Source organism: Vibrio sp. MMG023 (assembly GCF_021654215.1).
Classification (GTDB): Bacteria; Pseudomonadota; Gammaproteobacteria; order Enterobacterales; family Vibrionaceae; genus Vibrio; species Vibrio jasicida.
Genome location: NZ_JAKFZP010000004.1, coordinates 362,128 through 387,344, shown reverse-complemented (window position 1 = coordinate 387,344; position 25,217 = coordinate 362,128). Strand labels below are relative to the sequence as shown.

General features: G+C 46.3%; 21 protein-coding genes. 5 read left to right on the top strand and 16 right to left on the bottom strand.

Annotation, left to right across the window (positions count from 1 at the left end; translation table 11 throughout):
• Positions 1–176 precede the first annotated feature (176 nt).
• Positions 177–836, bottom strand: coding sequence for an HAD family hydrolase (locus L1076_RS15210; RefSeq protein ID WP_045408064.1), 660 nt, complete (start codon positions 834–836; stop codon positions 177–179).
• 343 nt (positions 837–1,179) lie between these two features.
• Between L1076_RS15210 and L1076_RS15205 the strand changes: the two genes are divergently transcribed.
• Positions 1,180–2,781, top strand: a complete 1,602-nt coding sequence (locus L1076_RS15205; protein ID WP_237303927.1) for a long-chain fatty acid--CoA ligase — start codon at positions 1,180–1,182, stop codon at positions 2,779–2,781.
• Between the two features lie 102 nt (positions 2,782–2,883).
• Here the strand turns inward: L1076_RS15205 and L1076_RS15200 are convergent, their stop codons facing one another.
• Complete coding sequence (locus L1076_RS15200; protein WP_038865353.1) at positions 2,884–4,467, bottom strand: BCCT family transporter; 1,584 nt, start codon at positions 4,465–4,467, stop codon at positions 2,884–2,886.
• 292 nt (positions 4,468–4,759) lie between these two features.
• Here L1076_RS15200 and L1076_RS15195 point away from each other — a divergent pair, with 292 nt between their 5' ends.
• Positions 4,760–7,168: a glycoside hydrolase family 2 protein gene (locus L1076_RS15195; protein ID WP_054755515.1), complete on the top strand. Its 2,409-nt coding sequence runs from the start codon at positions 4,760–4,762 to the stop codon at positions 7,166–7,168.
• Between the two features lie 78 nt (positions 7,169–7,246).
• Here L1076_RS15195 and L1076_RS15190 read toward each other — a convergent pair whose 3' ends face one another.
• The 11 genes from L1076_RS15190 to L1076_RS15140 form a co-directional block, all read right to left on the bottom strand.
• Positions 7,247–7,900, bottom strand: coding sequence for a LuxR C-terminal-related transcriptional regulator (locus L1076_RS15190; RefSeq protein WP_038865010.1), 654 nt, complete (start codon positions 7,898–7,900; stop codon positions 7,247–7,249).
• Entirely contained in the window at positions 7,900–8,715 is an 816-nt protein-coding gene (locus L1076_RS15185; protein ID WP_038865011.1) for a helix-turn-helix transcriptional regulator, read from the bottom strand. Before L1076_RS15185 ends, L1076_RS15190 begins: the two co-directional genes overlap by 1 nt.
• A 65-nt stretch (positions 8,716–8,780) precedes the next feature.
• Positions 8,781–9,797 (bottom strand): GGDEF domain-containing protein, encoded by a 1,017-nt coding sequence (locus L1076_RS15180; protein ID WP_038865014.1) that lies wholly within the window; start codon positions 9,795–9,797, stop codon positions 8,781–8,783.
• Positions 9,798–10,170: 373 nt separating this feature from the next.
• Positions 10,171–10,425, bottom strand: a complete 255-nt coding sequence (locus L1076_RS15175; protein ID WP_038865015.1) for a hypothetical protein — start codon at positions 10,423–10,425, stop codon at positions 10,171–10,173.
• A 148-nt stretch (positions 10,426–10,573) separates the two neighbouring features.
• Complete coding sequence (gene gltS, locus L1076_RS15170) at positions 10,574–11,800, bottom strand: sodium/glutamate symporter (RefSeq protein WP_038876636.1); 1,227 nt, start codon at positions 11,798–11,800, stop codon at positions 10,574–10,576.
• Positions 11,801–12,018: 218 nt separating this feature from the next.
• Positions 12,019–12,558 (bottom strand): disulfide bond formation protein B, encoded by a 540-nt coding sequence (locus tag L1076_RS15165; RefSeq protein ID WP_054755516.1) that lies wholly within the window; start codon positions 12,556–12,558, stop codon positions 12,019–12,021.
• 12 nt (positions 12,559–12,570) lie between these two features.
• Positions 12,571–12,726, bottom strand: a complete 156-nt coding sequence (locus tag L1076_RS15160; protein WP_005429588.1) for a DUF5993 family protein — start codon at positions 12,724–12,726, stop codon at positions 12,571–12,573.
• Between the two features lie 159 nt (positions 12,727–12,885).
• Positions 12,886–14,370: an efflux transporter outer membrane subunit gene (locus tag L1076_RS15155; RefSeq protein ID WP_237303926.1), complete on the bottom strand. Its 1,485-nt coding sequence runs from the start codon at positions 14,368–14,370 to the stop codon at positions 12,886–12,888.
• A gap of 2 nt (positions 14,371–14,372) precedes the next feature.
• Positions 14,373–17,429: an efflux RND transporter permease subunit gene (locus tag L1076_RS15150; protein ID WP_237303925.1), complete on the bottom strand. Its 3,057-nt coding sequence runs from the start codon at positions 17,427–17,429 to the stop codon at positions 14,373–14,375.
• Positions 17,430–17,438: 9 nt separating this feature from the next.
• Positions 17,439–18,521, bottom strand: coding sequence for an efflux RND transporter periplasmic adaptor subunit (locus L1076_RS15145; RefSeq protein WP_237303924.1), 1,083 nt, complete (start codon positions 18,519–18,521; stop codon positions 17,439–17,441).
• A 103-nt stretch (positions 18,522–18,624) separates the two neighbouring features.
• Positions 18,625–19,506, bottom strand: coding sequence for a LysR family transcriptional regulator (locus L1076_RS15140; RefSeq protein WP_005441424.1), 882 nt, complete (start codon positions 19,504–19,506; stop codon positions 18,625–18,627).
• Between the two features lie 129 nt (positions 19,507–19,635).
• Between L1076_RS15140 and L1076_RS15135 the strand changes: the two genes are divergently transcribed.
• The gene (locus L1076_RS15135) at positions 19,636–19,995 is read left to right on the top strand and encodes a DUF6559 family protein (protein ID WP_237303923.1); all 360 of its coding nucleotides are present in this window, start codon (positions 19,636–19,638) and stop codon (positions 19,993–19,995) included.
• A 28-nt stretch (positions 19,996–20,023) separates the two neighbouring features.
• On the top strand, positions 20,024–20,938 hold the full coding sequence (locus L1076_RS15130; RefSeq protein WP_237303922.1) for a LysR family transcriptional regulator: 915 nt from the start codon (positions 20,024–20,026) through the stop codon (positions 20,936–20,938).
• A 76-nt stretch (positions 20,939–21,014) separates the two neighbouring features.
• Here L1076_RS15130 and L1076_RS15125 read toward each other — a convergent pair whose 3' ends face one another.
• Entirely contained in the window at positions 21,015–22,019 is a 1,005-nt protein-coding gene (locus L1076_RS15125; protein WP_009706333.1) for a DUF1214 domain-containing protein, read from the bottom strand.
• 125 nt (positions 22,020–22,144) lie between these two features.
• Complete coding sequence (locus L1076_RS15120) at positions 22,145–23,170, bottom strand: AraC family transcriptional regulator ligand-binding domain-containing protein (RefSeq protein ID WP_237303921.1); 1,026 nt, start codon at positions 23,168–23,170, stop codon at positions 22,145–22,147.
• Between the two features lie 132 nt (positions 23,171–23,302).
• Between L1076_RS15120 and L1076_RS15115 the strand changes: the two genes are divergently transcribed.
• Entirely contained in the window at positions 23,303–24,778 is a 1,476-nt protein-coding gene (locus L1076_RS15115) for a DUF1214 domain-containing protein (RefSeq protein WP_237303920.1), read from the top strand.
• Positions 24,779–24,847: 69 nt separating this feature from the next.
• On the opposite strand, the gene L1076_RS15110 is transcribed toward L1076_RS15115, so the two are convergent.
• A complete protein-coding gene (locus tag L1076_RS15110; RefSeq protein WP_039975513.1) occupies positions 24,848–25,144 on the bottom strand; it encodes a Dabb family protein in 297 nt (98 codons plus the stop codon).
• Between the last annotated feature and the right edge of the window lie 73 nt (positions 25,145–25,217).

Genomic DNA, 25,217 nt, shown 5'->3' with positions numbered 1-25,217 from the left:
ATTAAACATTTGATTAATTATAAGGCGATGATTTCTCATGCGACATGCGAAAAATTAATCAGTATTTAATCAAGTGATTAATTTGTGAAGGGAGATCATAAAAAGAGCAGGAGAAACTGCCCTTTATTGAAATAAGAATGGGTTTGTCTAATAGATACCGGCTTGAGATGCTGGTTTCAACCCCAACTCAACACTGTCCAATTCGGCCGAGCGGCGTGCTCTTTTAAGCGAGGGCATGGATTAACCAGATAGGCGTAACCGGCGTATTCACACAGTGGTAAGTCGTTGATCGAATCTGTATAGAAATGGATACCTGAGTAGGTCTCAAGTTGAGCCTCTAGCCACTGTTTTAAGCGTGTAACTTTGCCTTCGCGATAACTTGGGATGCCTTCTATTTCAGACGTGTAGCAGTTGCTTTGCTCGACTAAATCAATCCCGAGCGCGTTAGGGATACCGATACGTCGACCAACCGCTTCAACCAAAAAAGTGACACTGGCAGAGATGATGACCATATCAATGTCATCACGAGACAGTTGTTCAATCAGTGTTTTGGCTTGCGGGAATTGTTTAGCCAGAATATGGTTTTCAACGCACTCTTCCACCAAGGCATTGACCTGTTGAATAGGCATGTTTTCTAGCGGCTTGAGGGAGAACGTTAGGTAATCTTCCATGTCCATTTTGCCTTCTGCGTACAAGCCCATTAGACGCTTATCTTCCTCAATAAAGTTAGACGCAGTGGCGATGCCTTTCTCAACCATAAATTCATTCCAAATCATTGCGCAGTCAGCATTGATTAAGGTTTCATCCAGATCAAAAACATATAAAGGCTTGGACATAGTTGGCTTCTCACAGTTTGGATTGAGGTCGATGTAACGTGTCGTTCAGTATAGAGCGAGGTTTACGAGTGTGGGACGTATGCTAACGACAAACTGTGACGGTTTCGTTGCACTTTTTTTGACCATGACAAAACTTAATGACTAAGTCGTGGGATGAAGCATTTCTGACTTGGTGATAGAAGGCTACAATACAGAGGTACTTTAGAAACCGCGTACTTTAGATATATGGCGTCTTTCGAACCTGATCTCAATATTGTGTACTGAATACAGTCTTGTCTTTGAGTGATAATAGCGCCACTCGCGCAAAGCGAACGTTAAGAAAAATACAAAAAGAATCCCCGATATGAACCAGTATGTAAATGATCCATCCAATTATCAGTTGTTAATTAAAAACTTGCTGTTTTCCCCAGTGGCTTTCAACCCCGAGCAAGAAATCGTCTACGCGAACCACCGTCGCTACAGCTACAAAACGTTTCATGATCGTGTGAGACAGTTTGCAAACGCACTAACCAAGATGGGCGTAAAGAAAGGTGATACGGTAGCGGTAATGGATTATGACTCACACCGTTATCTTGAATGCTACTTTGCCATCCCGATGATTGGTGCAAAACTGCATATGATCAACGTACGCTTGTCTCCAGAGCAGATCCTTTACACCATTGACCATGCAGAAGATGACATTATCCTGATCAACGAAGAGTTTCTGCCAATTCTGGATCAGATCAAAGGTCGTATTGATACGGTGACGCGTTACGTGGTTTTACGCGATAACGATGAATGTGAATACGAGCGCCTTCTGGAGCAAGAAAGCACCGAATACAACTTCCCTGATTTCGATGAAAACACCATCGCGACCACTTTCTACACCACGGGTACGACGGGCTTCCCTAAAGGTGTGTTCTTTACTCACCGCCAACTGGTTCTGCACACCATGGGCATATTGAGCACCATCGGCACCAATGCGTCACAAGGTCGACTGCATCAAGGTGATATCTACATGCCGATTACGCCAATGTTCCACGTCCACGCATGGGGGCTTCCGTACATGGCGACCATGCTTGGCGTGAAACAAGTCTACCCGGGCAAATATGTACCAGATGTTCTGCTTAACTTGATTGAACAGGAGAAGGTGACGTTCTCGCACTGTGTGCCAACCATCCTGCATCTGTTGTTGAGCTCACCAAAATCCAAGTCGATGGATTTCTCTGGTTGGAAAGTCGTGATTGGTGGTGCCGCGCTACCGAAAGCATTGTGTAAATCAGCCCTTGAGCGCGATATTGATGTGTTTGCGGGTTACGGCATGAGCGAAACAGGACCAATTCTGTCTATTGTTCAACTGACTCCTGAGCAACTCGAACTCGACCTCGATCAGCAAGCGGAGTACCGCTCTAAAACGGGTAAGAAAGTCGCGCTGGTGGAAGCTCATATTGTTGATGATGAAATGAACAAGCTCCCCCACGACGGCGAAAGTGCGGGTGAGATTGTGGTTCGCGCTCCTTGGTTGACTCCGAGCTATTACAAAGACAACAAGAACTCTAAAGCCTTGTGGCGTGGTGGTTACCTACACACTGGCGATGTCGCGCATATCGATCATGAAGGCTTTATCAAGATTACCGACCGCGTAAAAGACATGATTAAGATTTCTGGTGAGTGGGTCAGTTCTTTGGAGCTGGAAGACATTCTACACCAGCATCAGGCCGTGTCGGAAGTCGCCGTGATTGGCATGCCTCATAACAAATGGGGCGAGGTGCCGTTGGCATTAGTGACGCTAAAAGATGATGCAGAAGTAACGGAGAAAGAGTTGTTAAGTTTTGCCAAAGACTTCATCAGCAAAGGCATTCTAGCCAGAGAAGCGTTACTACTGAAAGTGAAGCTGGTTGACGATATTGCGAAAACCAGCGTCGGTAAAGTGGATAAGAAAGAGCTGCGTAAACTTCATCTGTAAAGTAGTGAAGCTGTTTGCATCCAACCCATAATATTCGGCCCCGATACATAGCTTGTATCAGGGCCGATTTTTATCTAGTGACGCGAAAGTCTTGGTTGTGTATTAAATCAAACCTTGTTCTTTCGCCATGTGGTTAGCGATGCTCGGCGCTTTCCAGATGCTTGGAAGCAGTATGAAAGACACAGGAACAGCTGTAATCACGATGAAAGACTGCAATGCCGAGATACCGCCAGAGCCCATCGAGATAAGCGCGATCGCCACCACACCCATCATTAAGCCCCAGAACGAGCGGATCACTGCGTTTGGTTCTGTAGAGCCAGTCATTACCACACTGATTGTGTATGTCATTGAGTCACCCGTTGTCACGATGAACGTCGTGGTCAGGATCAAGAACAATACTGAAATCACCATCGGGAATGGTAGCTCAGAAGTAATCGCAAGCAGAACGGCAGGCAAGTTAAAGCCCTCAAATGCCGATGAAATCAAACCTGGGTTTTCTAGCTCGAACGCCAAGCCACTGCCACCAACGATGCTGAACCAGAAACACGTGATCAATGGTGCAGCAATGCTGATAGAAAGGATTAATTGGCGAATTGTACGGCCGCGTGAGATTCGCGCGATGAAAATTGCCATCATCGGACCGTAACCAATGAACCAGCCCCAGAAGAAGACTGTCCACCAACTTAGCCACTCGGTGTCACCACGGTAAAGTGCCATTGGGAAGAAGTTATCTACCATGCGGCCAATGCCTTGCACGTAACCATCCACAATAAAGCTGGTTGGGCCGAAGAACAGGATGTAACCAATTAAAGCCACAGACAACACGATGTTGTAACGGCTCACAAGCTGGATGCCTTTGCTCACGCCGCTTAGCGCTGACAAGGTGTACATCAAAATCGCAGCGACGATCACTAAGCTTTGAGTAACAAAGGTATCAGGTAAGCCAAATAGCGAGTTCAGGGCGTAACTGATCTGCAAACCTAAGAAGCCAATTGGACCAATAGTACCTGCGGCTACGGCGATAATGCTGCAGGCGTCAGCCACGTCACCAATCCAACCGTTGATCGCTTTGTCGCCAAACACAGGGTAAAGCAGAGTACGCGGTTTTAGTGGTAAGCCTTTGTCGTAATGAAGGTGCATCAACACCACAGAAGAAAGACAACCTAAGATTGCCCAAGCAAGGAAGCCCCAGTGCATGAAAGACTGAGAAAGTGCATTGATTGCAGATGCTTTTGGCGACGCTTCGCCATACAGAGGTGGTGCAGAAACAAAGTGGGCGATAGGCTCTGCAGCAGCCCAGAATACACCGCCACCCGCGAGTAGGGTACAAAGTACGATCGACAGCCACTTGAAGGTGTCGATATCAGGTCTCGCTAAACCGCCTAAACGTACGTAACCCGTACGACCTAGTGCAATAGCCAAACCAATAAGGAAATTCAGAAGGAGTAATACTTGCCAGAAGGCACCGAAGTATTGAGTCGCAAACCCAAAGCCTGCGTTGACCATCGCGGTCAGAGATTCTGTATTTGTTAAAGCGAGCAGAACAAAGACAGTAAGGAAGCTACCACTTAACCAAAATACAGGGTTAGTGAGTTCAAGGCGCTTGATAAGGGAAGGAGGATGAATCGCAGAATAGTCTGCCTCCTGAATAGGAGCATGAGAGGCGGCATTCGTCATATTTGACATAATTACTTCGCTTTTTAGGGCTCGGAAGCCGTGCATTTCCCTCACACAAATAGGTCGAAAAGTGTGAGGATGATCAAAAAGCCGCTGATACTAGCACGTTGAGCACCTCAATATAACCGTAGATTCGGAATAATTGTCTACGTAAGCGGCAAATTACTGATTTCTAGGTAGAGATTTTTTGCGTGAAGTGCGCCGCATTTCGTATGTAAATGACATTTCCTTTATTCTTGTAAGGACACCGCAGGATTACATTGAGCGAACCTGTTCTAATAAAAATTAAAGGTCTTACCCTATGGCTCATTTTGAACTCAATGGACAGTGGCAGCTTACCTCGCCACAGCGTCCAGACATCAATATTCCGATGACTTTGCCTGGCGATAATGTCTCTGCACTTTTGCAAGCAGAGCTTATTCCTAACCCATATGTGGCAGATAATGAATCCAAGGTTCGTTGGATTGAGGAATGCGATTGGCATATTGAACGCGAGTTTGCTGTCGATGGTTCTGTGCTCTCTGCCAAACAAGTGTGGATGACGCTAACCCGTGTAGACACCTTAGCGACCTTTTATATCAATGGTGAGCAAGCACTAACTAGCAGCAATATGTTTGCCCAGCAACGTATTGATATCAAACCTTACTTAAAGCAAGGCACTAACGCGATTCGAGTTGAGTTTGTCCGTGTGGATTTAGAAGGGCTAGAACGTGCAAAGAAACTGCCATTCCCTATTCCTTCGGCGATGGGGAACAACCAGATCCCGCACATGAACTTGATTCGTAAAACCCAATGTCATTCAGGTTGGGACTGGGGCATTTGCTTGATGGTCTCTGGTATTTATGACCCGATTCTAATTGATGTCGTTGAAGATGTGTGGCTAAAAGGATTCGCGACAGAGCAACAATGGAAAGCTGACGGCAGTGTGCAGATCGATGTCTTAGTCGAAGTTGAAGCGGATACCCAACATAATGAAATTGTTGTTGAATTTGATGGTCAGCGCCAATCGATTCAAACCGAAGGAAGTGGTCACTATCACTGTCAGTTCCATATTTCCAAGCCAAAACGCTGGTGGCCTGCGGGTTATGGCGAAGCGCATCTTTATCCGATAACGGTCGCTTGTGGTGAGCAATCACTGTCACGCACGATTGGTTTGCGAGAGTTAAGGCTGAACAATCAAACGGATGAGCATGGCTCGGCGATGGAGTTTGTCGTTAACGGTGTACCAATCAATGCTAAGGGTGCAAACTGGATTCCGGTGGACGCCATGCCGGGGCGAGAGTGTGAAAGCCGCTATCGTGCACTTCTGCAGAGCGCGGTCGACGCCAATATGAACATGATTCGTGTCTGGGGTGGAGGCCAATATGAGAGCGAAACTTTCTACAACCTGTGTGATGAATTAGGCCTGTTGGTTTGGCAGGACATGATGTTCGCTTGCTCGCTGTATCCATCCGATGACGATTTCTTGAAAGATGTGGAACAAGAGTTGCGATTCCAAATCCCACGTTTGAAAGAGCACCCTTCGATTGCACTTTGGTGTGGCGATAATGAAGTGATTGGTGCGATTGGCTGGTATGACGAATCCAAGCACAACAAAGTCAAATACACGGTGAATTATGATCGTTTGAATCGAATGGTAGAGCAGGTGATTGGTCAGCAAGATGATTCACGCCGTTTTTGGCCAAGCTCTCCTTGCAACGGCGAGCTGGATTTTGGCGATGCGTGGCACGATGACAGTAAAGGCGACATGCACTTCTGGGACGTTTGGCACTCAGGCAAATCGTTTAATGCTTATCTAAACATTAACCCGCGTTTTTGTTCCGAGTTTGGCTTCCAATCTTGGCCGTCTTTTGCAGAGGCAAAGAAGTTTGTGCCAGAGCAAGACTGGAACGTCACCTCACCAACGTTTGAGCAGCACCAAAAGAACCCTCGCGGTAACAGCATCATCACGGAGATGTTTACTCGCTATTTCCGTTTCCCTTCCGGCTTTGAGCAAATGTTGTACCTCAGCCAAGTTCAGCAAGCGATGGCAATCAAAACTGCTTGTGACCATTGGCGCGCCATCTCTCCAATATGTCGTGGCATGTTGTATTGGCAGCTTAATGACAACTGGCCAGTGAGTTCTTGGTCTAGTTTGGAGTACAGTGGCCGTTGGAAGCAATTGCATTACCATGCGAAACGCTTCTTTGCGCCCCAGTATTTGGTGTTCTCAGAGCACACCGGTAAGCTGAGCCTCCATTTGCTAAACGATGCCAAAGAACCCGTTGATGTGAGTGCGCAATTACATTGGGTGAACTGGCAAGGTGAAGTGAAGCAAACTTGGTCGCTAGAGCACACCGTTTCCAGTGACAGCAACATGGTTGTCTGGCAGTTGGATGGGCAGTTTGATTCGTCTGAATTGAAGTCAGGCTTCTTCTACGTAGAGGGACAAGCAGGCGAAGAGCGAATCACGAACACATGGTTTAGCACTCATGAACTGAAAACCCTGCCGATGCAGAAGGCGAACATCAAAGTGACGATAGAAGCCAACCAAATCACTCTGGTGGCAGATAAGCCAGCATTCTTTGTGCATCTAGAAGCGGACACGGATGGTCGATTCTCCGAATCCAGTTTGACGTTACTTGCTGAACAACCGGTAACCGTGACGTTTTTTGGTAAGGATGTGGCGGCGATGGCAGAGTCACTTCGTGTTTACCATTTAATGCAATAAGAAAGCTTAAGCGAGTCGAAGCACAATACACTCAGCAAAAGGGAGCTTAAGGGCTCCCTTTATTGTTTCTTGGGTTCGCTAAAACAAATGACGCTTAGCCCAAGTTATGGCCTGCATTCTATTTTTGACTTCCAGTTTTCGAAAAATGCTATATAGATGAGATTTCACCGTGTGCTCGCTCACAAACAAAGAGTCTGCGATATCCAGGTTCGAGCCTCCTTGACATAGTGCGGTCAATACCTGCATTTCTCGCCGCGTGAGCTCAATATCGAGCTTACTGTCTAACTCAGTAACGGTGTGATTTAAGTTCATCAAGTAGCCAATCAATCGATTAAGAATATCTCGAGATAACCAGTTCTCCCCATTTAAGATTCCTTTAAGACCTTTGATTACTTTGTCGAAATCGTCTTCAAAATAAAATAAACCTTTTAGGTTAGACCAGCTGAGTAAACTCTCCACACCTAAGTTTGGTTCGGCATTGACTAATATCGTAGCGTCGACGTGGTGAAGCTCACTCAATGTGACTTTAACATCACAGAGGTCGGGTAGAGAGCTGTCAACGATCGCGACATAGTGTTCGTCATAGTGAACGGGTAGTTCCACATCCGCCCCTTTGGCTAATAAAACGGGTTGCCCTAAGCGCTGCTCGATTGCGGTTTGTAATCCTCTGCCTTGAATATTGTTGAAGGTGAACAATAAAATAGTGTTGTTGGTTGGATTGTCGTACATCATTAGTTTGCCTCCTGTCGAGACTGCATAAATTCATTTCCTACTTGGTGAAAGCGGTAGAGCACCAGATCGAGTAATCCGTCAAAGCAATGTTTCACCATGGGGTTTTCAAATATCCTGGCAGCAGGCGCTTTAAAAAAGGTGACTCGCCGATGGTGGTAGAAATCCCGTATAAAAATGTCGAACAAAAGTTGTTTAATCACGGGCTCATGAACAGGAAAGTGGATGATCGCGTTGCCCATTACTTGAATAATGTCAGAGACCAAAAACTTCAAAATTGAGCGGCCTAAATGCCATAGGCTAAGAATCCTGAATTCAGATCTCAGCTCCTGATAAATCATGTGTCCGACTAACATACCTTTACAGTAATAAAGCCGAGCTTTACTTGGGGATTGGTCGAATTGGTTAAGTGTGTCTTCCACGCCTCCTGGCGTTATCAGTTGCTTATGTACAGCGTTGATTTGCTCGAATTCAGACACACTGATTTGGTTGAGGGAGCAACTTTTTACATCGGTAACTTGGTATTCGTACACAATGTCTTTAAAGCTCAAATAAATACTTTTACTTTGAGAAGCTTTGACTCTTTTATACTCGCTGGAGGTGTATTGATATTGTTCTCCGATGAAGTGTGAAAAGGCCAGTCGCTTTAATAGACTCGGTGTAACTTTACCGCTTTCCCACTGGCTTAATGTTGGTTGATTTAAGCTTTCGAAAGCGCTGTAACTCCTTGCTAACTCATCGGCTAACTGGCCTTGAGTCAAACCCCTTTCCTTTCGAATTGCAGCAACAGCATGCGAAAATTCTAACTTGCTAACCATATATCTACGTCCTGAACTCATTATATTTTTTGATTGCTTGAAGCAGCCCGAGATGGGCCAAATTTCTATGTTCTAGATTTTTTAGTGAGGTACATCATTTGGTCAGCATGCTGGATAAGCGCGTCACTGTTACTTCCTTCATGAGGGAAGCGCGCCATTCCGATACTCAAACCGATGTGAACGTTTTGAAAATGGATGAAAATAGGTGCACTACATGCGTGTTGTAGTAAAGACTGAAATTGTTCTAAATCCTTTGTACTTTCTAGGTTGGGAAGACAAAGGATGAATTCATCACCACCAATTCGTGTAGCAAATTGATCGTTCCCCAGCAGTTGTAAGATCCGTTGGGCGGTGACTTTCAAAACCTTGTCGCCGGCATCATGGCCGAACTTATCATTCACGGCTTTAAAGCTATCTAAGTCGATGTACAACAGAGTAAACGGTTGAGCGCGTTGTATCTGATGTTCAATTAACTGATGGCCTTTAAAGCGGGAATAACACCCTGTCAGCTCGTCTATCTCGAGCAGTCTTTCTAGTTTTTCGACCTGTTCGTACTGCATTTGCCAAGCGTTTTGCCAATAACGCTCTATAGAAAGCAATCCTTTGTAAATAAAAAGGTTGAACAGGTACAGAAACGTACTCCGAATGGAGAACTCACTTAAACCCTGTAGTTTAAACGGGTCACTACCTGCAACTATCAAATCTATGTTAAAGCAAGCAGCCATTGATAGTGCGTATGCAATTAGCGACCAAAATACGCCAAATTCAATTAAGGCTAAAAGGAGATTGACCGTCACTAACGACGAAAAGAGAAAATGCCCGCCTAAAAAATAATACAGGTAAAAAGTGAGTGTGAAGCCGAGGATAAGAGCAATAACCACCGCTTTGTTTTTTTGTTCAAGAACGAAAAAGCGCCCAGCCCAAAGATAAGTTAGGCAGGCGACAGCGGCGAACAGGTAAGGAAGGTATACAACAAATTCTACCCCTCTAATTGCACAAGCGAATAGGGTAATCAGAATGCCCAAACTCGTAGAGCGCATGTAATAGCGCGTAAAAATTTTGGTGAACTGTGTTCTGTCCATAGTTATGTCTCAAAGGAACAGCAAATAATGGGCAGACTAGGAGAGGATTCTGTATGGATTGAGTGTGGATGGATGACTTGTAAAGACGAAACGACTTACCCCGCATGAGTCTGTAAATGCCAGGCGCATGTGCTTTTTTGGGCGTTTTTCTCGTCTGCAAGCGACACTGCATTTCATAAAGTTGCTCGATACCTACTGCCGTTTTTATAAACTATTCTATGAGGCAGGGTTGCATAAAACTATACGGTTTTCGGGAAAATGCCCCGATCTCAATATGTCCGCATAAAAAGTGGGTAAACGGCAAATTTAGTGAGGTAAAACTAGTACTTACATCCTACTAGTGAATTTAAATTCAGTCTAAAGTATGAGGTGTCTACTTGAGTTTTTGATGGATACGGTAACCCATCGCGTAACCAAGATAAAATAGCGCAGCGAGTGTGAAAAAAGCGGATATATAAGCAACAAGATGATTCAACCCCAATCCGAAGGATAGAGTGAATGCGATACCATTTACGGCTTCTACTGGGATCTTGTACCACGCGGAATGCACAGTTGATCCAAATAGAATTAATGTACCAATTAAAAAAAGTGTGCCGACTGTTAAGCCAACCCATCTGCTGCTGTTCATGCGTCTTCTCAAGGGTTACGACGTTCGTAACAAAATATTACAAGACAAGCATTATACAACTGAGTGAGGGGCAAGGTGGTAGCAATATTTGCACGATTAAATCAAGAGGCCACCGAAGTGACCCCTTTTTAACCGGTTAGCATCTTAATTAGCCAATCCACCGGATGAAGTAAGGGATGATCAGCGCGTTCGCCAAATCGATAAAGAAAGCACACACCAAAGGCACAATAATAAAGGCTTGGTGAGAGTTACCGTATTTTTGTGCAACGGCCGACATGTTCGCCATTGCGGTTGGGGTAGAACCCAAAGAAATCCCCCCAAAACCAGAGCAAACAACCGCAGCGTCGTAGTTCTTTCCCATTAGAGGAAAAACGACGAATATGGCGATGCAAATAGCCACAAAGAACTGCGCGCCAAGAATGATAAAAATAGGTCCTGCTAAATCGACCAAAGCCCATAGCTGCATGCTCATCAGTGACATGGCTAAGAACGCGCCCAACGCCATATCCGCAATCAACGCAACCGCTGGTTTTCTTGCTGGCCAACGAGTACCTGTAAGGCGAGGGTAAGAGGCGGGAATAAGGTTAGAAATCAAGATGCCGGCGAACAAACAGGTCACGAACAACGGTAACTCAAGCCCTAAGCTGCTCACGCCTTCGTTCAAAATTGCACCCAAGATGATACAAACATGAATCGCTAACATCGCATCTAAGAAGTCATAAGCATTGATAGACGGTTGCGGTTCATCTTGCGCAGTACCCACGTCCATTTCTTCTACTTTTGCAGGCTTTAGGTTGTGTTTGTTGATTAGGTATTTTGCAATCGGTCCGCCCATCAAGCTTGCTAAAATTAAGCCAAACGTTGCGCTCGCGATGCCGATTTCCATCGCGGTATCAAGATCGAATATTTCAGCGATTCGAGGTGACCACGCAATCGCAGTGCCGTGTCCACCAATCAGAGACACCGTGCCGCTCAGCAAGCCAACCGCTTCTGGTTGATCTAACATGGTCGCAATTCCAATCCCAGTTAGGTTCTGAATTAGCATGTAACCGATGGTGACCGAAAGCAGGATCAATAATGGCTTACCACCTTTGAACAGATCTTGAAGGCTGGCGTTGATGCCGATAGTGGTAAAGAAATACACCAACAACAAGTCTCGGGTAGCAAGATCAAATTGGACATCGATTTGAGTGACGTAATGGATAACGGCGAACAACACCGATACCAAGATGCCGCCGGAAACGGGTTCAGGAATACTGAACTCTTTTAAGAAGCTGCTGGCTTGGGTTAGGCGTCTGCCTAAAAACAACACGATGATCCCGAGGGTTACCGCGAGAAAAGATTCGACTTGTAATACACCGTCGACAAAGTTCATAACCACTCCTGTTTTTTTAAAACATGATGAGAAAATTAATCGGTACGTTTATCTCTAAACATACTGACATGTTTGTATGACATCCAATTGCATACCAACGAATTTGAACTAAGTCGGATTGTGCTGAGAATCGTATTTTCGGAACCGATAGAAAAGAGGAGTAATAACAAGGTCACATGTACCTATGCATGACTCCTCTTGCTTCGATTAAGGGTTCGTTAGTTAAATAGCCAGTAGCTTTCTGGATTGTCTGGACATTGATAAGGACCACATTCGGCAAAAGTCCCAATCACATTGAGTGCCACAACAGAAATCGCCAGCAAACATGTGATGCGACCTAGGTTGCTCATTTCGTATGGTTCTGGAGATTCCTCTTTAATGGTGAGCATCAGAATAACGGCGACCGCGAAAATGGTGGCAACAAACAACACAAACGCCCAAGTGTAATAGTGCATCCCGAAGATAGGGCTACCGTATCCAGGCGTACCGGGAATCACGTGCAAAGAGACTTGTCTCAATGACGTAGCGACGCCATAGAGTGCGCCAATAAGGACCACACCATAATGTCGCGACTGCGGTCCATACACCACGTTCAACAAGAAGCCGAACATGATCATGATGAAGCCAATGCGCTGCAATAAACACAAAGGACAAGGCAACTCATTCAGTACAAATTGCAGAACAAAGCCAATCAATAAAACGGCTGTCATGCCAAGTAAACCAAGGGTATTAAGTAAAGCCAGATAGTTTCGATTCATGTGCAATCCCCCTTACAACAAGATGGAAAGAGGGTCGGTGGCGTGATGATTGAACCAATACAGTCCAATGATCACCGAGGAAGCAAAGAAGGCATAGCCCACCGCTTTCTTACCTAAAAATGCACTGAGCATCGCAATCAATAACAGCAAAAAGATTAATGTCATCATGAGGGAGTTCCTTCCTTACTCTCTGATTTCAATCCTTTTAACTATAGGAAATGCGAGCTAATGCGCGACTTTATGCACAATAAAAAAGAGGAGGGGTTAGATTCGAGGTCCCCGTTGAAGCTAACCCACTCCCCAAAATCGTTACTTAACTCATTCCGTTTAACTTTGTGGAGATTGCTCTAATGCCCAGTCGCCACCCAGTGATTTGTAGAGTGCGACAGTGACCTGAGCCGTTTGCAATTTGGCTGCGATTTGTCGGTCTTGCATCATGCGTTGCTGGCGTTGAGCATCCAGCACCGACAAGTGGTCAATCAACCCAGCACGGTAGAGAGATTTGGCTTTCCCCACGGCTTTATCTGTCGCAACCAGAGCATCATCAATACGACGCTGATTCTCTTGGCTTCTGCCATAGGCAAATAAGGTGGAATCCACTTCAGCAAAAGCCGAATCTACGGCGTGTTGGTAAGTCAGTGTTGCTGCGTCAAAACGAGCTTGGTTGATGTCCTCTAAAGCATTGCCACGACCACCATCAAATACATTCCAACTGATGCCAGCCGCGCCAACCCAGCCGAAAGAATCACTGATAAACAGATCATCAAAGCTGGAAGCAGACACGCCCGGAGCGCCGGTTAAGAAGAACTTCGGATATTGATTGGCGATACTTGCCGCAAGTTCTTCATTGATGGCTGCCATTTCTCGCTCCGCTAAGCGGATATCAGGGCGTCGCTGCAGTAAGTCTGAAGGCAATCCGATTGGCACGACATTTTGCATTGCAGGTACACCTTGAGTCTCTGCAAGTCGCACTTCGACTTTTGATAAAGGCTCACCAAGTAGTACCGCGATACGATGTTTGTGTACTTGCTGCGCGATTTCCAATTGAGGAATGATTGACTCCATCGCAGCAAGCGTCGCTTTGGCCTGCGCTAAGTCGAGATCCGAGCCATAACCGCTACGAACCACTTTCTCGACCAAGTCCATGGTTTTCCTTTGGTCTTCAAGGTTTGATTTAGCTAAGTCGAGACGCTCGTTTGCCCCTTGATACTGCAAGTAGTTATGAATTAAATCTGCAGTAAGCAAAGTCGTCAGCCCGCTTTGATAGATTTCTGCTTGCTCAACACGTATTTGCGCCGCATTGGATTGACGATCAATGCGACCGAACAAATCCAATTCCCAAGCGATACTTGCGCCGGCAAATACACCATCATGCTGGCTGTCCAACAAGGTTGTATTGCCAATTTGTGGTGGCAGGCCTGCGGCGGAATCACCAATCGGGTTCAGCGCAGGGCCAAGCAGCGAGTCGTTCTTACTCAGCTGATAATTGACATATCCAGCACCAACATTGATGGTTGGCACCTTGAATGACTCGACAACGGTCTTATAGCTGTCTGCCATTTTGATGCGCTCTGCCGCGACCTTAAGCGGGATGTTTTGGCTTTGCATATCAAGCACCAAATCGTTCAACGTTGGGTCGTTAAACTCTGTCCACCAAAATGCTTCTCTCTCAGCACTGCGGCTGACGCCATTTTGGTCGGCATACAAATAAGTCTCTGCCATGCTGGTGGTTGGCGTTTTATAGTCTGGCCCAACGGCGCAACCGGATAAACTTATTGCCAATACTAGTGGCGCGATAACGAACTTTCTCATGATTACGCCTCCTTCAATTCAGCGTCAGTTTGCGTTGTTGGTGATTTTTCTTTGTATGCCAAGCGGTACAGTGCCGGCATGATGAACAGTGACAACACGGTCGCCGCTGCCAGACCGCCGATGATGGTGGCTGCCATTTGGTCGAACAAGAGATCCGATAGCAGCGGGATCATGCCGAGTGCGGTTGTTAGTGCACCCATCGAAATCGCCATGGTACGGTTAACGGTGGCTTCTTTGATGGCATCCGATAATGGGCGGCCGTTCGCACGTTCCAACTCAATTTGGTCCATCAACACAATGCCGTTTTTAATGATCATGCCCGTCAGGGTGATGGCACCAATCAACGCCATAAAGCCGAATGGTTTATCAAAACCAAGCAGAGCAAAGGTGGCACCGGTAGCCGCCAAAGGCAGTGTGGCTAGAATGATGATCGGTTGCTTAAAGCCGTTAAACATTGCAACCAGAATGATCACCATGATCAGCATGGCTTTTGGCAGCTGTTTAAAGATGTCTGTAACCGCTTTGTGTTCATCGTAGTATTCGCCGCCCCATTCCAAGCTGTAGCCGGCTGGCAGAGGAATCGCTTCGATTTTATCTTTCACCGCGTTGCGTACTCTTGCTGGTGTGGTTGAACGCTCAACACCTGCTTGTGCTGTGATGGTTTTGACGCGATTGCGGCGCCAGATCATGCTCTCTTCTGGTACTAGCTCAAAGCCATCGACCACTTGGCCGAGAGGCACACTGTGCATGCCAAGCAGCGAACGTACTGGCAGAGTTTCTAGTGAGGCCATATTTTGCGAAGTGCCACGCAGCTGAATTGGAATCAACTCGTCATTAAGGTTCATCTGACCTAATGGCATGCCATCAGAAGCGCGTTTCAGAGCAAAAGCGATGTCCGCACGGTTAATGCCAGCTTGGCGCATCTTGTCTTGATTGATGATGGGTTTGAGCACCTTGCTTTCTTGACGCCAGTCATCACGAACGTATTTGGCATCGGGATGCGTGGCAAAAATCGCTTTCGCTTGATCCGCCAGTTGGTGCAACACCGCTTCATTAGGGCCAGAGAAGCGCGCTTCTACCGCATACTTGTCTGAGGTCGCCAGTTTTAACGCTCTAAAGCGAGGTTCTGCGTCTGGGAAAGTGTTTTGCAACCACTTGTCACCACGTTCAACAAGTTGGCTGATGCTTCCGTAATCCTTGGTGTTAATCAATATCTGCCCGTATGCAGGATCAAGTGGCTCTGGTTCTACGGTCACCGAGAAGCGCGGTGCACTTGCGCCCATGTAGCTAGAGATGCTTTCTACTTCTGGTTGCTTGAGTAGCCATTGTTCGACTTTGCGCATGTCTGCTGAGGTTTGCTCGATCTTGGCGCCATTCGGTAGCCAGTAATCAAGGAACACGATAGGGCGATCCGATTGCGGGATAAAGTTCACCGCCACGTAAGGCACAGCAACAGCAGTCACCAAAAGCAGAGGAATCAATGCTGTCAGCGCTTTCATTGGGTTATCAACCGTCCAAAACACCAACTGCTTGTAACGGCTTGGCTTTGCGTCTTCATCGATAGGTGTTGGTTTGATGAACATCCAGCACATCAGTACGGTGAAGGTCATCGCGACCAACCAAGACAAAAGAAGCGAAGACGCTACTATGTAGAACACTGAACCCGCAAATTCGGCTGAGTCGGTTTTGGAGAACAGAACCGGACTTGCACCCATGATGGCAATGACGGTCGCGCCAAGAAGAGGGACGGCGGTTTCCTTAACTGAATCAACAGCAGCACGTGTGCGTTCGATGCCTTTGCCCAGTTTTACGATCATCATGTCAGTGATCACGATGGCGTTGTCTACCAACATACCTAAAGCAAGGATGAAGGTACCTAACGAGACTCGATGCAAATCAATACCTGCAATATTCATGTAGATCAGTGTGAGCAGGATAGTCAGCAATAAGCTCGAGCCCACAATTGTCGCGCTCTTAAAGCCCATGAAGACCAACAGCACCACAAACACAATGCCGACACTTTCAAGCAGGTTACCGACGAAGTCATCAATCGCTTTTTGCACTTCTTCAGGTTGGTAAGCCACAGTAGAAATATCAACGCCAAGCGGCAGTGTTTGTTGGTAGTTTTGGATGATGTCGCGAATCGTGTCGCCGAGCGAGACCACATTAATGCCTTCAACAGGGCTGACCGCTAGCGTCACCGCAGGCTCACCATTAAATCGACTTTCTGTTAGCGCTGGTGTTTGGTAGCCCATGGATACGTCAGCGATGTCACCTAAGCGAATCAAGCCTGTACCTAGTTCACTCACGCCGCCTTTGATGACCAAGTTGCTAATATCATCTAATGATTGAAATTCACTGGTTTGAGTGATGCGAATGCGCTCGGTGCCAGCATCGAACTTACCTGCCTCAAAGGTCATGTTCTGTGTGCTGAGTTGGTTCCAAACCTGCGCGACAGACAAACCATATTGAGCCAGACGTTCGTCAGGCATATCAATGTAAACCACTCGTGGTTGCACGCCGTGTAGCTCAATCTTCTTGATGCCTTTTACAGCTTTGATTTGGCGTTGCAGTTCTTCAGCATAACGGCGCAACTCTTCTGGTGCGGCGTCTTGGCTATGGATAGAGAAAAGCATGCCATACACTTCAGAGAACTCATCTTGAACAATGCTGATCTGCGCTGTAGATGGCAGTTGCAGTTTCACGTCGTCGACTTTGCGGCGCAATAAATCCCATTGTTGCGGAAGCGCTTTGGAATTGAGGCTCTCTTTCAAGTCGACAAATACCATCGACATCCCAGGACGAGACAATGAACGCAGACGATTCAACTCGGCCATTTCTTGCAGCTTGGTCTCAATGGTATCAGTGACTTGTTGTTCCACTTCTTGTGCTGAGGCGCCCGGATACAAGGTGACAACGACGGCGGTTTTAACCGTGAAGCTTGGGTCTTCCAACTTGCCTAAATCGAAGTAAGAATACAGCCCTGCCACCACACTCAAGGCGATAAAGAACAACACAAAAGTGCGCTGTCTTATCGCGAATTCAGCTAAATTGATCATGATTCGAACCTATAGCGTTTTGATGGTTAAGTTCGGCGTGTTGTCGCCAGCTTGCAGATAATGGGTGCCGCTAATGACCACATAGTCGCCTTGACTGAAAGCGCCGGAGACACAAGCTTGATGCGAGTCGATGGATTGTAAACTCACTGGCTCGGTGTGCACGATAGCGTCACGAACGACATTGACGTGTAGCGATTTCTTTTCACCTAAAATCGCAGAATAGGGGAAGCAATGACTGGATTGATCGGGCTGAAATGAGGTTGTGACCGTAACGGCTTTGCCATTGAACAGTTCGCTAGAAATTGAATCGATAGCTAGAGTGACAGGGTAAGTTTGTTTGATGAGATGCTTTTTAGGCGCGATTTCAGCGACGTTCGCACGATATGTTTGCTCTGAACCATACCAAGACAGTGCCGCTGTTTGCCCAAGATTAAACTGACGAATCATGTTCTCAGGCACATCGATATCCACTTCCCACTGACCGTCTTGTTGAAGAGTAGCGATGCTAACGCCCGGCAGTGTCTGCTCGAATGCGTCGATTCGTACCTCGCCAATGCTGCCAGAAAATGGTGCACGCAGTGTGGTGTAAGCCAAGGCATCTTCCGCGCGTTGGATATTCTTCTCTATTACTTTAACGGCAGACAAACTACGCTCATAACCACTGATGGCTCTATCCAAATTCACACTGGCAATCGCGTCATCATCGGTGGCTTGTTTCACGCGTTTTAGCTCAGCCTTTGCCAGTTTATGCGCAGACTTCGCTTCCAGCATACGTGCTTGAAGTTCTTCCAAAGAAACTTGGTAATCGTGAGGATCAAGCGTAGCAATGATCTGTCCTTTCTCGACATGATCGCCTTTCTTCACCAAAACGCGGTCAACCGTGCCAGGAACGCGAAAAGAAAGGGAGGCGGTCTCTTTTGCTTGAACAATGCCACTAAACGATTTGTTCAATGCCGTGTTTTCACCCGTGACTTCAACAACTTGAATTGGGCGAGGGGACTCTGGTTCGGTGAACGTGTTTTGGCTTTGATTACAGCCAAACAGTGCCAATGTTGCGGCACCTAATGCAGTAGTTTTGAATAGACGATTCATACGATGGCTCCATAATTTTGGTGCCATCATACAATTGTACAGTGTTCAGATAATCACTCAACAATGAGACTCACTGTCTCAAAAAACGAGACAATATATTCAGCTAAACGAGTTTTGGAATTTCTTTAATGAGGTGGTCAATAAGTAGGCGGCTTGCCTGACTCAATGTCTTAGGCTGAGGGTAAAGCAACCAACCCGATTCTTCAGTAACAGAATATTGTGACAATAGCTGTACCAAACTGCCGGATTCCAACTCACGCTTCACCAGTAGTTTGGGCATAAAGGTGATTCCACGATCTAAAATCGTCGCGTTCTTAATAAAGCCAATGTTGTTAGAAATGAGCTTCGGATGCAGTTGTACACTTTGTTCTTGGAAGTGCCATACATTATCTACCTCGCCATTTGGCCAACGAAAACAGACACACTGGTGTTCCTTCAGTTGTTCTAAGTTCTCTGGCATGCCGTGTGTTTCAAGGTAATTGGGAGAAGCGACTAAACAACGGTCGAGTGTCAAAAGCTTACGGGCAACGATGTCGGAATCAAATAGAGCACCACCATGAAAAGCGATGTCCAAGCCCTGTTGGAACATGTCACTAAAGCCATTGTTGATGTTGCGAATATCCAACTCAACGTGTGGGTATTTATCGTGGAAGTTAAACAGAATTGGGCGAACCAGTTCATCGGTTTCTGGCAGTAACCCAAGTTTGATGCGGCCGCGAACTTCATTGGTGTCGTTGCTGACTTGTTCGTTCGCTGAGTCGAGCATCGTCAGCGCTTTTTGCAGGTTCTCGTAGTAGGCTTCGCCATTATTGGTGAGTGATAAACTGCGTGTGGTGCGATGGAATAACTGAGCACCTAAAGATTGCTCTAATTCGCCAATTCGTCGACTCACATTCGCGCGCGGCAGATCCAATGCGTTTGCTGCGGCAGTAAAGCTTCCTAGCTCGACCACTTTAATGAAGAGTTTAAGATCGTCGATTTTCACACTGGCGCTCCATGCTTATTGAACACTGTACTAAACCGTGACACTCTAAAGCATCATAACGTTATGCACAAAATATAACGTGACTTTTGATAACAGATACTTTTTTGAAAAGAGAAATAGGGAATTAATGTGCTGAGAGTCATTCAACGTCGTCGAATCAAGAAGGTTATTAAGTTACTTTCTGCCAGATTGATTAAGGGCTATGGAAGTCGCGAGTATTTCTCTATCGGACAAGTACAAAGCAGCACAAGCGAGTTGAGCAAGCGCCAACAACAAATCGCTTTGGCTCTGTATGCCGATCCTCAAGAACTGAGCGCAGACGTTAGAGCTGAGCTTACTTCCTTGCGTGCCGATGTCTCGAATGACTTTTTTGATGGTTGTGATTACACCGCACAAGATGTACTGAATCTACTTGGTTCGGGTGGTTGGAAAGGCGGTCGTATGGACGATGACATGTCGCACCGATTCGGAATGAATAGCCGATATTAAACAGGGTTGTATTAGGGAACGAATCACGATGAAGCAACTGGATCTCAACTTACTTCGCATCTTTCTGGTGTTACTTGAAACCAAGAACACGCGTATTGCGGGTGACCAATTAGCATTGAGCCAACCTGCAGTCAGCAAAGCGTTGGGAAGGCTGCGTGATTACTTTGATGATGAGTTGTTTACTCGTGTTCACTCTGGCTTAAAGCCAACGCCTCGTGCACTTGAGTTGGGTGACAAGTTGCCGATGATCATCGAGAGTTTGGATGAGGTGATTCTTGACTCGCCAACGTTTGAGCCTACCAACTACCAAGGGAACATTACCATTGCGATTAATGGCTTTATCTCCAATTGGCTCGGTGCACGCTTGTGTCTCGCGGTGATTGAAGAGGCACCAAACGCACAAGTAAACATAGTGAATTGGGGTTCTCAAACACTCAAAAAGTTGCTCGATGGCGAGATTCAAGCGGCCATCAACTACTCGCCAATCGACACCAATAAGCAATTTACCCACCAAGTGATTGGTGAAGATGATTTTGTTGGGTTAGTGAAAATCAACCACCCTTTGGCAGGAAAGACCTTGTCTCAAGCTGAAATCAATCAAGCAGAATACGCCAGTTTAGTGGTGCCGGGTTGGAATGATACTCAGCCCTTTATTGCTAAGCACCTTTCAAGTGAAGTATTGAAAGTAAAAGCGCGAAGCTCCTATTTGCATACCTTGCTCGATGTGATTAAACAGAGTGAGATCATCTTGCCTTGCTCTCGACAGCTTGCTCATTATCTGCGCGGTGAGTTTGAGTATGTTTCTTTCCCTAATCACACCCCAGATGAGCTAAAAAATATTGTGCTGGTGGAATCGCACAACAAGCGAATGCATCCGATGCATCAGTGGCTCAAACGAAAAATCATCACCACTTCCCAAGCCATCATCCAAGAAAAACAATAAGCCTCTCCATTGAGAGGCTTATTCTTCGGGGTTTGTTTGCAGAGGCTTGGTCTGAGGAGATTAAGCCTATTCTGCGTTACTTTGCCGTCACGTTCGGGAAGTTGTGCATTTCCTCAATCGCTTTGGCTTTGTCACTTGGACGATAAGCGCGCAGCGCGAAATTCCAGCCCGCATCGTTCACTTCAATCACGTTATTCGCGGCACCACAAGTCTCGCCTTTCGGTGCGAAGTGAATGGTGTAAGAGCCATCTTTGTTTGGTACAGCGGAGGTTGAGTCTGCGCTGTTGTTATCCGTCATCAACCAGCCTTTGCCTGAGTATGCGGTGATAGACCAGTAACCGCCTTTTTCATAACTTAGTGACGGTTTGTCGAAGGTGATGTCAGCACACTCAACTTTGCCAGTACCAGCTCGTGAAGAGTACACCGCGTACTCTGCTGGTAAGCCAGCCCAGCCCACAGCGGTACCAATCATAAATTGCTTGTTATCTGGCGTTGCAGTAATGCCAGTAGTGAAGGCTTCTTCTGTCTTAATCGTGTTGACTTGCTTCTCCCATTTAGCACGCACCGCGTCGCGAGAGGCGCTGTCCCAATCTTGCGCTGGCTTAAATGGTTTTGCGGATTTTGCATCAATCACGGCGGCATCTTGTAAGCGATGTGCCTCTTCCATGCCTGCTGTCGTAGCGGTACGCATTAGGATGTAAATGTAATCCGAGCCTGCAATTTTCGAATCAATATAGATCTCGTCACCACCGTAAATGGCCATATGGTTGTCGTGATTGTTGTTGAAGAAATGCATGATTTGGTAAGCATCACCTTTCGCTAAACGGAAAGTGGCCCCTTTCGACACATCGACCACGGCTGTCGAGTAGAGCAAGTCGGTGTTTGAGCGAATGATCATCTGATTATCAACGGTGACGCTGTCTCGGTTGTGGTCAAACACATTGATTGGTTGGCGCTCTAGTTGTTGAGTGAAGTACAGATCAGTTTCTGCGCGGGCGAAGTTTTCGTCGGTCACTTTAACGGCTGCCATGGTCTGCATAGAGGTGATGGCAATAAGAGTCGCTAAGATGGTCTTTTTCATGTCGCTTACCTTGAGGTCGTCATTAAGATATGACCTCACTTTATCGATATGATTGTGATGACAGAAATGAATTGATGTAATTTAGATAATAACCAAATCGAATTGCAAGCTTGGACTGCTAGCTATCACACGCGATGCTGTTTTCGATATTGTAAAGGCGTGGTGCCATTGGTGCGTTTGAACTGGCGGATAAAAGAATCGGCAGAAGCGTAGCAAAGCATGTCAGCTATGGTGCGGATTGGATATTCGCTGTTGGTGAGTAGCTTCTTACTCTCGGTGTCGCGAACTGAATTCACGATATCTCGGTAGGTGAGGTCATTTTTGTTCAACAAGTTCTGCAACGTTCTCGGGTGGATGCCTAGCATTTTGCTGACCAAGGTTTTGCTGATATCACCGAGAGGGAGCAATAACAGAATCGAGTTGGTGGTGATTTCCAATAGCGTGTTGTGATGTTGAAGACCATGAGAGACTTTGCGTCGCATTTGATTGGTGATGGTCATCTCCAAATCGGGCTTTTCTGCGAGTAGGGCTTTGGGGAACTCAAAACCATCGAACTGACTACCCAATATCACTTTGCATCCAAAGAAACGTTCAAGACGTTCTATCTGTGTTTGCTGCTGTACTCCTGATTCACCTTGGTAGCGCGCTTTAAAATGCACTTGATGCAACTTCAACCGTTCGCCCAATACCATCTTGAACGTTGTAATAATGCCTCCGATGGAAAGCAAAGCGTGTTGGCTTGTATCGACATTGGGTTCGAATAAGAACTGGGTAAAGTGGCGAGCAATGTCTTCACGAATATCAAGTTGATGGCGAGAAGCGCGCTGTTGATAGCTGTATAGACCAAACAAAACCGGATAGATGTTTGCGAGAGATTCCTGACTGGCAATCAGCAACATAGCGATGTCCAAAGACTGGTAGTCAATCAAGGTACTGAGCTCTAGGGCGAACAGCGGGTCTTGGGTCTCTTTGGCGGTCAAGTTCAGCAGCTCTGCAAATTGCTGGTGGCTAAGCTCTTGGTTTTCATCGTGTAAGGTTGAGATTTGAATATTGAGCTTTGAGGTTAAGGTTTGAGGCTCAACACCATATCGTCTGCACAATCTAGGAAAAGCAGAGAGGTATAACGCACTCAATCGATATTCGTTTTTCACTCAAATATTCTCAAAATGTCAATTTTCAGTCTTGGCTTGTTTTTATACTGCGCCACATTGAGCTGGTCAAGAAATGACTGATTTCAACTTCATCCTCCCGATACCGCCTGAAACGACGAGTAGAGAATAGACATGAAAAAAGTAACGAAAACCCTTATCTCTGGTTTGATATTTGCCGCTTTAACCAGCAGCGCATACGCAGACAACAACATCAAGATTGATAACATGCACACCCGCTCTGGTGATTTTGCTTTTGAAACCAGCGTGCTCAATGGCATTCCAACAGAGGAAAGCTCAAAGAAACTGTTTAATCTGATGGATTTTCAGCGCGCGACACAAGCTTACATTTGGTCTATTCCGCTGACGTCTAACTACGCGTGGAAGGCGGCGTATGAAAAAATGGGCTCAGAAGATGGCCAAATTACTTATGTGGCATCGCATCAGTCTAAATTGGGCGGCCTAACTTACAACACCTCAACGCCTTATGCGATTACATGGTTTAACGTAGAGAAAGAGCCCGTTGTGGTGAATATCCCGACCGATGAACTGCGCGGTGCGGTGCATACCATGTGGCAGATTGGTATTGCACAGATGACTAAACCAGGCACATACGTCATAAAAGCTAAGGGCAGCGAAACACCAAAGAACCTACCAAAAGATGCGGTGGTACTTGAATCGGATACCAACTATGTCTTCTTTGGTGTGCGTTTAATGGCGAAAACCGAGAAACAACGCATGACGGACTTGGAGTCGATGTCAATTACGCATCTGGATGGCAAACCCCTTAGCGATCGAGGTGTTAACTTCCCGAAAAAAGGTCTCGATGCGAAACACCCACGTGGTATGGAGTTTTGGCAAGTACTCAACGAAGCCATTCAAACAGAACCTGTTGCAGAACGCGATCGCATGATGCATGACATGTTGCGTCCATTGGGTATTGAGAAGGGTAAACCTTTCGAACCAAATGCCGAGCAAGTGAAGATCATGAAAGAAGCGGTAGTGCTTGGTGAGGCAATGACTAAGAATATCGACTTCAACAAAACGGGTCGCTTACATCAATCAGAATACGGGCCTGAGGGGAACCGTTGGGAGGTTGCAACAGCATCAACACCAAATCAAGATCGCGCTTATGGCATGGATCTAGATGGTCGCGCGGCATGGTTTTATGAAGCGGTGACGAACGATATTGCGATGCATGGTTTTGAAAACGGTGGCTGGGGTCAGATATACCTTGATAACTATCGTGACGGCGAAGGCTATGGTCTAAATGGTAGCAATCACTACACGCTGACATTAGATGGCGATGTGAACTACGCCGATCTGTTCTGGACCATTACGGTGTACAACGTGGAAAACCGCGCCATCATCGATAATGACATTCAACGTGCGGATGTCGGCTCTAACGTTCCGGGCACAGTGAAAGATGCAGACGGGAACTACACGTTCCATTTCTCACCAACTAAGCCAGAAGGTGTGAATGAAGCAAACTGGGTACAAACTCGACCAGATGAAAACTGGTTTGTGTACTTCCGTGCTTACTCACCAAGCAAGGCGTTTGTTGAGCAGAAACCAGAAACGATTCTGCCAAACTTTAAACACGTGAAGTAACCCTAAAAGCCACCATGATGAGAATTGTCGTGGTGGCTTTTTAATTGTCCGAATATTCATCTGAGAGGTTCAGATTTCGTAATCAAACACGATGATGTCTTCAAGTAGTGGTCTAAATACCTCTTTCAATGCATCGTGTTCTGTATGAGGTAGGTAGTTCTGACGACCTGCTTCATCGGCAAACGTCATCATCACGGCGTGTGTGTAGTCTTTGTTCTTTCCTTCTGGGCTGTTGTTTAAGCCCCATTCAACGTCGGTGACGCCTTCCACTTTCGTTGGCATGGCTTCGAATAGCTCTCGCAGTTGTTGGATTTTGTCGCTGGTGGCAGATGCTTTAAATTTGATGAGTAGAATGTGTCTGATCATGATTTTGTGCTGTTGTTATATTTTGTTGTGTTTGAAGAACAACACTATAACGGGCATCCACTCTAAAGTTAGC

What these genes read in the sequence shown, in the direction of transcription:
- L1076_RS15210 (WP_045408064.1), bottom strand. Translation starts at nt 836, where the DNA reads ATGTCCAAGCCTTTATATGTTTTTGATCTGGATGAAACCTTAATCAAT.
- L1076_RS15175 (WP_038865015.1), bottom strand. Translation starts at nt 10,425, where the DNA reads ATGAACAGCAGCAGATGGGTTGGCTTAACAGTCGGCACACTTTTTTTA.
- L1076_RS15160 (WP_005429588.1), bottom strand. Translation starts at nt 12,726, where the DNA reads ATGATGACATTAATCTTTTTGCTGTTATTGATTGCGATGCTCAGTGCA.
- L1076_RS15130 (WP_237303922.1), top strand. Translation starts at nt 20,024, where the DNA reads ATGAAGCAACTGGATCTCAACTTACTTCGCATCTTTCTGGTGTTACTT.
- L1076_RS15125 (WP_009706333.1), bottom strand. Translation starts at nt 22,019, where the DNA reads ATGAAAAAGACCATCTTAGCGACTCTTATTGCCATCACCTCTATGCAG.
- L1076_RS15110 (WP_039975513.1), bottom strand. Translation starts at nt 25,144, where the DNA reads ATGATCAGACACATTCTACTCATCAAATTTAAAGCATCTGCCACCAGC.
- L1076_RS15150 (WP_237303925.1), bottom strand. Translation starts at nt 17,429, where the DNA reads ATGATCAATTTAGCTGAATTCGCGATAAGACAGCGCACTTTTGTGTTG.
- L1076_RS15115 (WP_237303920.1), top strand. Translation starts at nt 23,303, where the DNA reads ATGAAAAAAGTAACGAAAACCCTTATCTCTGGTTTGATATTTGCCGCT.
- L1076_RS15205 (WP_237303927.1), top strand. Translation starts at nt 1,180, where the DNA reads ATGAACCAGTATGTAAATGATCCATCCAATTATCAGTTGTTAATTAAA.
- L1076_RS15180 (WP_038865014.1), bottom strand. Translation starts at nt 9,797, where the DNA reads ATGGACAGAACACAGTTCACCAAAATTTTTACGCGCTATTACATGCGC.
- L1076_RS15190 (WP_038865010.1), bottom strand. Translation starts at nt 7,900, where the DNA reads ATGATGTACGACAATCCAACCAACAACACTATTTTATTGTTCACCTTC.
- L1076_RS15195 (WP_054755515.1), top strand. Translation starts at nt 4,760, where the DNA reads ATGGCTCATTTTGAACTCAATGGACAGTGGCAGCTTACCTCGCCACAG.
- L1076_RS15145 (WP_237303924.1), bottom strand. Translation starts at nt 18,521, where the DNA reads ATGAATCGTCTATTCAAAACTACTGCATTAGGTGCCGCAACATTGGCA.
- L1076_RS15185 (WP_038865011.1), bottom strand. Translation starts at nt 8,715, where the DNA reads ATGGTTAGCAAGTTAGAATTTTCGCATGCTGTTGCTGCAATTCGAAAG.
- L1076_RS15155 (WP_237303926.1), bottom strand. Translation starts at nt 14,370, where the DNA reads ATGAGAAAGTTCGTTATCGCGCCACTAGTATTGGCAATAAGTTTATCC.
- L1076_RS15200 (WP_038865353.1), bottom strand. Translation starts at nt 4,467, where the DNA reads ATGTCAAATATGACGAATGCCGCCTCTCATGCTCCTATTCAGGAGGCA.
- gltS (WP_038876636.1), bottom strand. Translation starts at nt 11,800, where the DNA reads ATGAACTTTGTCGACGGTGTATTACAAGTCGAATCTTTTCTCGCGGTA.
- L1076_RS15165 (WP_054755516.1), bottom strand. Translation starts at nt 12,558, where the DNA reads ATGAATCGAAACTATCTGGCTTTACTTAATACCCTTGGTTTACTTGGC.